Source organism: Lentilactobacillus rapi DSM 19907 = JCM 15042, from assembly GCF_001436255.1.
GTDB classification, from domain to species: domain Bacteria; phylum Bacillota; class Bacilli; order Lactobacillales; family Lactobacillaceae; genus Lentilactobacillus; species Lentilactobacillus rapi.
The window spans coordinates 96,930-108,022 of sequence record NZ_AZEI01000082.1 but is presented as its reverse complement, the minus strand read 5'-3'; the positions used below and the strand labels follow the sequence as shown (position 1 = coordinate 108,022).

8 protein-coding genes are annotated in these 11,093 nt (G+C 42.6%); 3 read left to right on the top strand and 5 right to left on the bottom strand.

What is annotated here, in order from left to right:
* Window positions 1-161: 161 nt before the first annotated feature.
* Window positions 162-1,100, bottom strand: coding sequence for an L-lactate dehydrogenase (locus tag FD12_RS12155; protein WP_054746862.1), 939 nt, complete (start codon window positions 1,098-1,100; stop codon window positions 162-164).
* Window positions 1,101-1,386: 286 nt separating this feature from the next.
* Complete coding sequence (locus tag FD12_RS12150; protein ID WP_054746860.1) at window positions 1,387-3,114, bottom strand: DUF5776 domain-containing protein; 1,728 nt, start codon at window positions 3,112-3,114, stop codon at window positions 1,387-1,389.
* A 323-nt stretch (window positions 3,115-3,437) separates the two neighbouring features.
* Between FD12_RS12150 and FD12_RS12145 the strand changes: the two genes are divergently transcribed.
* Window positions 3,438-4,067 carry a carbonic anhydrase family protein gene (locus FD12_RS12145; RefSeq protein WP_054746858.1) on the top strand — a complete coding sequence of 210 codons (630 nt, stop codon included), beginning with the start codon at window positions 3,438-3,440 and terminating at the stop codon, window positions 4,065-4,067.
* Between the two features lie 244 nt (window positions 4,068-4,311).
* Window positions 4,312-6,228 (top strand): hypothetical protein, encoded by a 1,917-nt coding sequence (locus tag FD12_RS13710; protein WP_082622259.1) that lies wholly within the window; start codon window positions 4,312-4,314, stop codon window positions 6,226-6,228.
* 94 nt (window positions 6,229-6,322) lie between these two features.
* Here FD12_RS13710 and FD12_RS12135 read toward each other — a convergent pair whose 3' ends face one another.
* The gene (locus FD12_RS12135; RefSeq protein ID WP_186825964.1) at window positions 6,323-7,168 is read right to left on the bottom strand and encodes a DNA/RNA non-specific endonuclease; all 846 of its coding nucleotides are present in this window, start codon (window positions 7,166-7,168) and stop codon (window positions 6,323-6,325) included.
* Window positions 7,169-7,233: 65 nt separating this feature from the next.
* On the bottom strand, window positions 7,234-7,479 hold the full coding sequence (locus FD12_RS12130; RefSeq protein ID WP_054746853.1) for a hypothetical protein: 246 nt from the start codon (window positions 7,477-7,479) through the stop codon (window positions 7,234-7,236).
* A gap of 511 nt (window positions 7,480-7,990) precedes the next feature.
* On the opposite strand from FD12_RS12130, the gene FD12_RS12125 reads away from it, so the two are divergent.
* On the top strand, window positions 7,991-9,592 hold the full coding sequence (locus FD12_RS12125; RefSeq protein WP_056983328.1) for a hypothetical protein: 1,602 nt from the start codon (window positions 7,991-7,993) through the stop codon (window positions 9,590-9,592).
* A gap of 289 nt (window positions 9,593-9,881) precedes the next feature.
* Here the strand turns inward: FD12_RS12125 and FD12_RS12120 are convergent, their stop codons facing one another.
* Complete coding sequence (locus tag FD12_RS12120) at window positions 9,882-11,087, bottom strand: SGNH/GDSL hydrolase family protein (protein WP_056983327.1); 1,206 nt, start codon at window positions 11,085-11,087, stop codon at window positions 9,882-9,884.
* Window positions 11,088-11,093: the final 6 nt, after the last annotated feature.

Genomic DNA, 11,093 nt, shown 5'->3' with positions numbered 1-11,093 from the left:
CAGAAACTTCCATATAAGCACCTCCAACAAAAATCCCCCAAAACCGGGGATTTCTGTTGGAGGAGACTTATATTCCAGTTTCTAACCGCTTTACTCCGCTCACTTGTTTTAGGACAGCTCCTCCGGGCAGAGATCGGAGTGTAACCGCCTGGATCCGCTCACTAATCACCTAGCGAAGCGACCGTATCTTCAAAACGAGTCCGGATATAGTTAGCTGATTCAGCCAACTTTTCCTTTTCTTCATCGGTGAGGTCCAAGTGAACTTGTTCTTCAATCCCGTCACGGCCAACAATGGCTGGGTAGGAGAGGTAAGTGTTGTATTCTTCATGCCAGTTGGAAACGGGTAGTTCAGTGTGGGCGTCGCTCATGATGGTGCGGGCTAATCTCACTGCGGCTGACGCAATCCCGTAGTTGGTGTACAGCTTGCCATGGAAGACGGTGTAGCCACCGGCCTTGGCAATTTCGTCTAATTCAGTTAAATCAATGTTACGTTCTTTGGCAACTTTGGTGATTGGATGACCTAAGACTCGCACGGCAGACCAAGCGGTGAATTGTGAGTTCCCGTGTTCGCCTAAGTTGTAGCCATCGACCGAACGAGGGTCAATGTTTAATTCTTGGGCAACGGCCCGCTTCATTCGAGATGAATCGAGTAACGTTCCAGTTCCCATGACGTGTTTCTTAGGAAGCCCCGTGTACTTTTGGTACATGGTGGTGATAACGTCACATGGGTTGGTGATGTCGATTAAGATGCCGTTGAAGCCGGATGCTTTGATTTTAGCGGAAACGTCCTTGACGGCTTGCTTGGTAAATGGTAATTCAACGAACCGGTCATGCTTTGGATTATCTTTCTGTAGGCTGATTTTACCAACGGCAGAAATGATCACGTCAGCATCTTTTAATGCGTCGTAATCGTTAACGGTAATTTTAGTATGGAAAGGCAGGTTTGCTAAAGCATCGGTGAAGTCGGTTGCATCGGCGTTCACCTTTAATTCGTTCGTGTCAATTAAGACAATATCATCTGTGAACCCACCATTAATTATGTAATTTGCAACAGTTGAACCAACGTGTCCCATTCCAATAACGCCAACTTTTCTTGTCATATAACATCCTCCTGTTATTCTTAGAAAATTATTATTTTTAACCTAATATTATGTATTGATTGTCAATCCTTTGTTAAATGGATGCCTGAATTTTATGGGTGAGAATCCATTCAAAACAGTGGATTGCAACCGATTGCCATCGTTGTTTAAACGAAATTCAATTATTAGATTAATTATCATAAAAGTCTAATACTTTTTGAAGATAAGTCAACCTTTTTCTGACGGGAAATCAAAAAACCAGAACATCAATTGGCCAATGTTCTGGTGACATGGAGATGATAGTCGGTTATTGCTGCAACACCAATTTCTTATTGCCTGAAACATAGGTCCCGTCGGCCAAGTGGTAGCGGGTCAGGTTGCCGTGTGTCACAATCTTGGTAACTTTGAGCAGCTTGTTACGGGAAACGTGGCTTTTGGCTGCTTTCTTCGTCAATTTGGCGTCCTTGTATTTGTGGAGGCCTTTGGTGGCGATGACCTTGATTTTCTTGCTTTTTGGGGTACTTTGGTAGTAGAGATTAGCAACGTAGTCTTCATGGGCAGTGACATAACCCCCAGCTACTTTGTAACGCTTAGCCCCATTTTTGGAATAAGCAACGCCGAGAACTTTGAATGTTTTGGCTTTGTGACGAGCGACTTTCCTGTAAGTTTTGAGTGGGGAAGTGAGCTCTTTATTTTTGTGTACCCGAATGGTCTTTTTGTTATAAATCATGTAGGGACTCTTGGTGGTCACTTTGTCGGCCGATTCTGACTGATGTGGGAAATCCAGATCGGGTACGGGGTGGATATTGATTGTTTTGCCGGAGCTATTATTGGTTGAGTCGGCTGAACTGCTATTAGTGTCCGGCTGCTTTTCAGTTTCTGGGTCAGGTCCCGGCGTTGGTGGCGTGGTTGGATCCACGATGGTGACCAGGGCACCGGTGGAGTAGTCGCCGATTTTTGTTGATCTGGATTCTTTTGAATTGCGGTTAATAGTTTGGTTTAAATTAGATTCGGAGTTAACGCCGTTGGATGGTTCATAGAGAATGTAAATTCCGAATTTGTTATGCAAATCGGTTGCCTTAGGGATGTTTGTGAACTGCCTATTATTATAGTTATTTTCAACCTCTTTATTAAATTGATCGTCCGTTTCCAACTGGTTGATTGTTACATCATTCGGCTTGATTTGCTGGATACCATTAATCTTAAATGACGGCTGTATGGATTGAGTGATCGTTTGCCACTTGAGTGGATCTTGGTGGGGAACGTTTGCTTTAAATGCAGAATTTTTGAGCTGTAAGCCATTATTTGCGTTTGACAGATTTTGCCAAGAAAATGCCTCGGGTTTAATTACAATCATACTACTTTCCTCAGAACTTCTTAAATTGACATTAGACAAACTGTTAAATGCGAATGCAGCAGAAGAAAGAGTTTGTATCTTTGGTAGATTAAGACTTTTAATTCTATTAAATATGAAGGCAGCATCTTCAATTGTAGTTACTTTAGGCAAAGAGACGTCAGAAATTTGATTTTCAGCAAATGCCCCTGACCCAATTTCAACAGCCGCAGGAAGATCAATGGATGAAATTTGGTTTTGAGAAAAGGCTCCATTTCCAATCACAGAAACATGTTGGGGGTCTGCAAATGTTATCCCTGACATTCCCAGAAGAGATGAATTTCCTCCTTGGAAGTGATCAGTATTATCTCCTTTCAGGAGATAAGATAAGTTAATATAGCTGAAAACACCTTCACCTATTCCGGTCACGGTAGTTGGACCAATTTTACCTGGAACTTCTAAATGTCCGCCGGCCAATAACTTAGCTGCCTTTGCAGGGTTGCTAAAGTTATGGATGATACCGCCTTGATCGATTGTCACATCATCACCATCAATTGGAACCCTTTCATCTTGACCCGGATTAACTCGCGAAACTCGCGAATTATCCTCTGCACTACCATCATTCGCCATCACCGCCCCACCAGCACCCATCAGGAGCAATGCTGTCAGTGCACTCACACAATAAAATTTAGCTGATTTCATGTCATCTTCCTCCATATGAATTTCCCTAACTACTTGTTTTCGCAATCATCGTAACAAAGGGAATCATCGGCGCTCAACTTTCCCGCTTATATTCACAGAGGTTTCGGTTTTTGTTCACAATTGACGATGTTTTCTTCAATCGTTGAGATTCCTTCCGTGGAATCTAACTGAGGTACCAACATTTAAGTCGTAACAGCAGGGACGCATTTTGCAGTTAACTTCAGCTTCTTTCAAGATGTTTAGTAAATGAATGTAAATGCATCTGGTCAATTTTCCAAAATATTGTAAACTAGATTCAAACAATTATTGAAGGGATGACCCACATGCTCGATTACAATCATCAGGAACAATGGTCCAATGGCTTTGGGACCCAGCAATCACCGATTAATATTGAAACGAAGACGGCGGTGGTAAGAGAGGGGACACTTGAATTCAGCACTCAATCCAAGTATCACCTGCAACAAGAAGTTGACGACCAGACCACCGTCCGCTTGCCTGGAACTGGCAACGCAGAAATTTTTGGGCGATCGTTTGCATTTCAACAGGTTCACTTTCACGCGGGGTCAGAACATCTAATTGATGGCAAACAGTTCCCGCTGGAAATTCATTTGGTCCATCAAAATGCCATTGGCCAGTTGGTCGTCGTGGCGTTGCTAGTTCAAACTGGGGCCGCTGATCCGGCATTCCAACAGATTATTGATGGTTTCACTACTGGCAAAACCGATCCGGCCGACATCCAAATTGATCAGTGGCTGCCAGAACAGCCAGTTGGTTTTCATTATTTGGGATCACTAACCACGCCACCGCTAACTGAAGGGGTGGAATGGCTGGTCGTGACGAATCCAAAGGTGACCGTGAGTGCGGCTCAGCTGGATTGGTTTAAGCAACAATTTCCGTATGATAATCGACAACCACAGGAATTAAATGGTCGGATGATCGAATGGTACAAGTAGTTGCATCGCAGAATTACTTCATTTACTGATTTGACTTAATGTGAAAATCACCAACTAACATTAAAATCATTACTATTTAAACATATACCAAATTGGGGCACCACTGATCTTCTACAGATCAGCAGTGCCCTGGTTTTATCTTTAAAATCTCATTTTCAATAGGCTTATTCTTTGAAACCCATTTCATAAACTGTATAATGAAAGTGTAACAGACATAAGATATATTGTTTAGGAGGGGTTATTTATGAGATTTGATCTTAAAAGATCACTATTCTTGTCAGTAGCTGCATTAGGTTTCGTCGCAGCTGCAGGCATGGCAAATTCTCAACCGGCAAGTGCCAAGACTTATGCTCGAGTCACATCTAATAGCAAGATGGCCATGTTGCCGCAAGATCGGAATGTCACTTTTACTGGGGACAATGCTTTATACACTAAGGCTGGTACTTTGAAGGGCGCCCGGGTCGTCGCTTCAAAAGCTACCTTAAGCAGTTTCTCAAACGTTTCATCTTCAACGCATAATGTTCGTGCTTATCGAATTGCCACTACTAACCGTGGCTCCATCTATTACAAGGTCGTTACTTATGATGGTTCTTACCGTGGTTGGATTTATGGTGGTAAAACTGACTCCGACTTCAACGGCGGGGTTCAACAATATCGAACATTTACTAACCAAGCATTTTCAACATTAACAAGTGCCCAACAAAACGGGACTTATAAGATTACCACACCTGGAACTGCCAACGATGGCACCCAAGTTACTTATAAGTCACCTGCATATACCAACTACAAGGTTGGCCGGGCAATTACTGATTCAAGTCCATACGCCAACACCCAATTCCGAATTGACGCAGTTGGTTATCGAACCAAGGAAGGCTCATCAGATCAATGGGTTCACATCTATGACCCAGCAAATCCAAACAGCCAAGCAACTGGTTGGATTAAGATGAGTGGCTTGACCCAGATGAACGCAACAACGCCGATTGCTGACAACCAGATCCAATTCAACATCATGGATCCAAACAACAGCAACAACACGTTGGTATCATTCAATTGGACCAAGGCTGGTGCTACTAGAAACTCTTATCTAGGAAACTACAACACCACAACTCACAACTGGTCATTAGATTCCAACGACCAAGCTTCATTACAAACAGCTATTAACAATGCTTTGTCTGGTTACAACTCCACTCATGGCACAAACTACAGCTACAATATTTCTAACTTAACTCAAAGCCAGTTGAATAATTTGGCGGTTGCTCAATTTGGTGGTTCAGTCAAGTTGTACTTGAACTCTAATATTGCGGATAATGCATTGAGAATTAATTTGGTAGAACCAAATGGAACGACTCTCAAGTCAACCGATTGGTACAGATCAGGTGCTACCAGAGGCTCTAATGTTGGTTATTCACAAAGCAACAGTTCTTACTGGACTTTGAATGCATCTGACATTAATAGCATCACCAGCCAGATTAACCAACAATTATCTGGAACTGGGTATCAACTATCTGGTAATTCTTTGAGTACAAGTCAAATTGATACGATTGCTAGAGGAAACTTTGGTGGACAGGTTAATATTGGTATTGTTTCTGCAAATCAAGTAACCTCAACAATTGTGCCAATGGCTGATAATCAGCCTTTGAGTCAGTTTAGGCCAGCAAGCGATAATACGAATGCTTATGATACAACGAACGTTGATTTCCCAAAGGGGACTTCCTCAAGTTCTAGTGCTGATACTAAGTTAGCAGCAATTGATCTTGGCAAGATGAGTAACGCTGATCAAAAAGCACTTGCCGATTATATTGGTGGCGCCTATGGTACTCCTGAACTTAATAAATTAAATTCAGATTTTGAGTCTGCTGCTGAAGGCCAGTATGTATATGGTGAAAATCAAGATTGGACTTATGGCCCTGGCACTAGTGGATCTTCGTTTAGTTCAAATGCCATTGTAAATCAAATAAAAGCTAATAATGGCATGGGAACACTATATTCTCCTGTATTCCCACAAATTGAACCCGATAGTAGCACTAACCCTGCATCATTTAAGTTAGTGTGGTATCACACTCCGTTCACATTTTCTAATAACGCCAATTCTGGCACTTTTGGAACCAATGTAAGCGCATTTTACAGCAAAATCGCTAAAGAAACCGCAACGATCAAGTAGGCAAAAAATAGTATATTTGAGACAAATTAAAAGCTTTGGGACTTTTGAGTTCCAGAGCTTTTAATTTTAAAATGAATATTTGTTTAATTGTATTTTACCTAACCACCCGACTCATCCCCGTCCGATAATCAATCCTAACGCCAGCCTGCACATTCTTGATGTACACGTTGAAGTGGATGCGATTACTGCCAACGGATTTGCCTTGCATTTGGACGCCACGGGCCAATAGGTCGTGGGCTTTGAAGACAGGGCGGACTTGATATCTAATGTAGTGTTTTTTACTACTCTTTAGATAGTAGGCAACCCGATTTTCATACCGCAGCATGCCCGGCGTATTCAGCGACCTGGTACCGGTGATCAGGTTTCTTAGGTTGTTGTTTTGGCCGGTCAGCTGGTAGCCGATCAGGTGACAACGATTATACAGCCAGCCACCGTGAACTTTCTTGTTATGCCAGCCGGTGGGGTCGACGTACAGTGGTTCCCGTTCAGCTCTTGGCATCAGCCGCTTATTCAGCATGGCATTTGCGGTGGTTGCCCGGTTCAAGAAGTCCAACTGACCGTACTTCTGCCAGGAACCATGGCGCAGTGACAGGGTGTTTCTGGAGAATTTCGGCTTGTTATGATTGATGATCACCACTTGTTTGCCGGCAATCTTCAGATGCTTGCCGCTGGAACTGGCGGCCTTCTTGCGGACCGTCTTCGCTCGTTTCCGAGTTGTTCGGCGGACCACTTTGCGTTTACCAGGCTTGTAATCAGTTTTGGCCAACGTCAAGCCCTTCTTACGAGCCGTTGATAATTTAACCCGATAGACTTTCTTGGCTCGGTTTAAGCCGCGATTATGCCGGTGGTAGAAATAGTGCTTCCCGGTCCGGGTAATGTAGACGTAAGTCGATGCACTGGGCGTTTCGCTTGGTTGCGCATAACTGACGCCACCAACCATGAGGATCGTTAATAAAAAACAATAGATAAATTTCTTAATAGGATCATCCCCTCAGTCTCATTAACTTATTTTTCCCAACCACAAAGACGATAGTGGTGCGATTTAGCCCAATGAAGGGTCACGTGGCGCTTGTGGCCGGCGTTATTCAATCCGCGGCAACCCCGGGTATAGTGATATCGTTTGCCATGATTTGGAGCAATCCACACCCAAGTCCGACTGGCCGATGCGGTCTTCGGCGGCACGATTGTAAAGGTTCCCCCAATAGTAAATGTCGCAATTAACACTAATGAAGCCTGTTTGAGCTTACTCATTTGCATTTCCTCCCAGTATGTTTGTGATGCACTGCACTTACTATTTTATCACTAATACTTAAATAAGATAGAAGAAAATAACGTACCACCGTTCCCAATTTTCATTTTATAAAATAGGTTGACAGCAAAAATGGATCGGCAATCATTAAATTTGACTGCTGATCCATTTTGCGTATTTGTTTATCGATTTTAGTAAATTCAATTCCGATAGACGCATGTTCATGAAATGTTCATATTTTGTTGACCTCATTTTGCGTTCGCTAACGCCTGTTGTGCCAGCAATACAAACGGTTTAATCAACTCACCACCTATAAATTAACCACAAACTTTTGACGATTTTATGAACTTTAGGTTATCTTAAGGGGTCCTTTACGGAATTGTGATATTGTGTTCTGGCTGTAATGTTTACGAAATAATGGGGAAGAATTGTTTAAGTTTAGTAATATCATAGACGATTTTACGCGATATACTGTATCTATTCTTTGCTGAAACGCAATTGGAGGAAATTATATTGAATAATCGTATCAAGAAGTCATTGTTCGTTGGCTTAGCAGCTTTAGGCTTTGTTGCCGTTGCTGGTGCCGCCAATGCGAACCCTGCAAGCGCCAAGACGTATGCAAAGGTTGTTTCAAACAAGACATTAACTGCTAACGCTACTGATCGTAACGTTAACTTTACTGGTAACAGTGCATTATACAGTAAAGCCGGTACTTTAAAGGGTGCCCGTGTTAAAGCAAGCAAGACCACTTTAAATGGTTTAGCATCATCAACCAGCTCAAAGAATAACGTTCGAGCTTATCGAGTTGCTACAACGAACCGTGGTTCTGTTTACTACAAGGTTGTTACTTTTGATGGTCAATACCGTGGCTGGATTTACGGTGGCAAGACTGCTAACGTATTTGGCGGTGGTGTTGAATCATACAGCACAACGACTGATCCAAAAGCAGCTGACAACACAGCATCAAGCAACTCATCATCTGCAACCAGCACTTCAACATCATCAAACCAAAACACTGGTTTAACTGATGCTCAGAAGTCAGCAACTTACAAGATTGCAACGACTGGTACTTCAAATGATGGTACTCAAGTCACTTACAAGACCCCAGCTTGGACTCAATACAAGCAAGGCCGTGTCATTACTGACTCAAGCAAGTACAAGGACGCTACTTTCAAGATTACGGATCAAACAACCCGTACTCGTGAAGGCGATCTTTGGGTTAAAGTTGAAGCAACTGACTCAGCCAACAGTGCCGCAAATGGTTGGATTAAGTTCAGTGGTTTGACGACTGGCTCAACAACTCCTACTGACAACTTTGATGCTAACAAGAGCGTTAAGATTGCTTACCGTGACGTAACAACTGGTAAGACAATTGACAAGACGAATACTTGGACAACTGCATCAACTGATACTAAGCAAGGTGATGCCACCACTGGAAAAGTTGATAACACTGGTCGCAGCGTATCAGACTTTATCCCTTATACCGGTGCACCATCAGGTTATGCATTCTCATATAAGGATGCTAACGGCTCAAAAACTGATATCAATAATTTGAGCGTTACTCCTTCTGCAGACAGTGCTAAATTTGGTGATACTTTAACCGTTGATGTAACCCCAACCGCTGCTGCTACAAAGGTACAATACTACTATGAGAAGGGTGCTAACGGCGACTTAGTTCAGATGAAGCCTAGTGACTTTGCAATGAACTCATTCCCAGCATTAACTGCTGATGCACAGTCAAGAGCACTTCCTGACAATTCAAACACTGACAAGTCATTCAAGATGTCAGACTTCTTTAATGATGGTGGTAACTTTGTTAAAGAGTTAAATAAGGCTGACAACGCTGTACCTGTTGCTGCTAAAGCTTTGACTGATCCTTATGCTAATAACCAACAAACTGGTAATCCTAAGACTGGATTCTACGGAGATTCATTAAATAGTGGTAACAACCATTACTTCTATGTTTATGATGCCGCTAGAACTCTTGGAGTTAACACACCAGATCAAACAAAGGGTGCAACAGTTAAGGTTGTCTTCCAACAATTCACCATTAATGGATCAGTTCCTGCAACTGTAAACACTCAACATGGCAACACCGATTACGTTGCTAAGTAATCACGCATCTTAATCAATCTACACCACATATTCATGGATTAACTCATCTTTTTAATAGGGGGCTCGAACAATTAATTTTGTCGAGCCTTTTGTTATTCCTTCAAAATAATATGATTTGTACCGCGCGGTTATTCAAGCTGATCGTGTGGGAACTCACTAAAGATTGGGACAAACGGCGATTTGATCCCAGCGTTTAAGTTAAAAAAGCAATGCATTCAGGTTTCGGAATGCATTGCTTTTTTAACTTAAATGGCGGGAATCAACCGTTTGTCATTCATTAATGCTAAGTTTAGTAACGATAAATACTGCTGGTTTTTGCCGTTGTCTTCTTAGCAGTCGTCTTTGAGGTGGTTGTTTTTTTAGTAGTTGACGTTTTGCTCGTTGACTTGATCATATCCTTTGGGTAATTTTTGATCATGAACTGCGCAATTTCGCGTCCCATCAATTGATAAGTCATTGGGTTTGGATGCAGACGGCCATCATTGAAGCGGTCGATATGGTTGGCATCGGTGATGATTGGCTTGGTATCATTTCGCCAGTCGAGGTAAGGGATGTTGTTGTCCTTGAAGACTTCAGCTTCCGCATCCCGCAACTGATTCATGGTGTAACCGCCTTGACCAGGTACCTCATCCGAGTTGACATTGCTGTCATAACGGGTCAGTGGTAAGATGCCGTAAATAATCAGGTTCTTGTTATCTGACTTCATCTTTTTAATATCATTGTTGAGCTGGGTCTTGATGTCATCCAATGAATTGGTTGAATGACCATAATCATTAGTGCCGTATGCGATGGTTGCAACGTTGTAATTTTTGAAATTGTGTTCGTTGACAACCGTGTTCAAGTCGCCGGGAGTTTCAACGTTACCGTCGCCTTGAGACAAGAAAGCACCATTATAACCAACGTTGGTCACCTTGGCATTTAAATAACGGGATAACCAAGTTGGGTAGCCCATATTGTCAAGGGTCTGGTAGCCATCGTACCCGCAAGTAATTGAATCGCCCATCGTAATGATCTTATTTGATTTGAAATAATTGCTGTTTTTCATTGCGATATTAAAGGTTCCTTCCGCGATGCCTTCTAGGTTACCGTGCCAAATGTAACCGGTTTGTTTGCCGCTGCCGCTTCTGACATAGTAGAAAACGGAATTGCCGCTACCTTGAGCTGATCGGTCAATTGTAACCTTTTTGTAAGCATAGAAGGTGACATTGGCAAAATCTTTGGCAGATCCCAACGTTTTGGTGAGGCCGGAATCCGAATAGATGTAGCCTTTCTTCATGTGATAAGGCATTGGTTCATCGGAAAGGTCGGTTGTGTTGATAACCGATGCCGGCTTGACAGCTTCTTGTTCCTTATCTTTAGTTGTTTTGGAACTGGTTGTCTTAGTTGAAGTACTCGTCGTTGTTGTGGTCTTGGTAGTTGCAGCTTGAGTGGTTGTTAACCCAGCCATCCCCAATGATGCAGCAAGTGCTGCGACTATGTAGAAATTTTTATGCATACTATT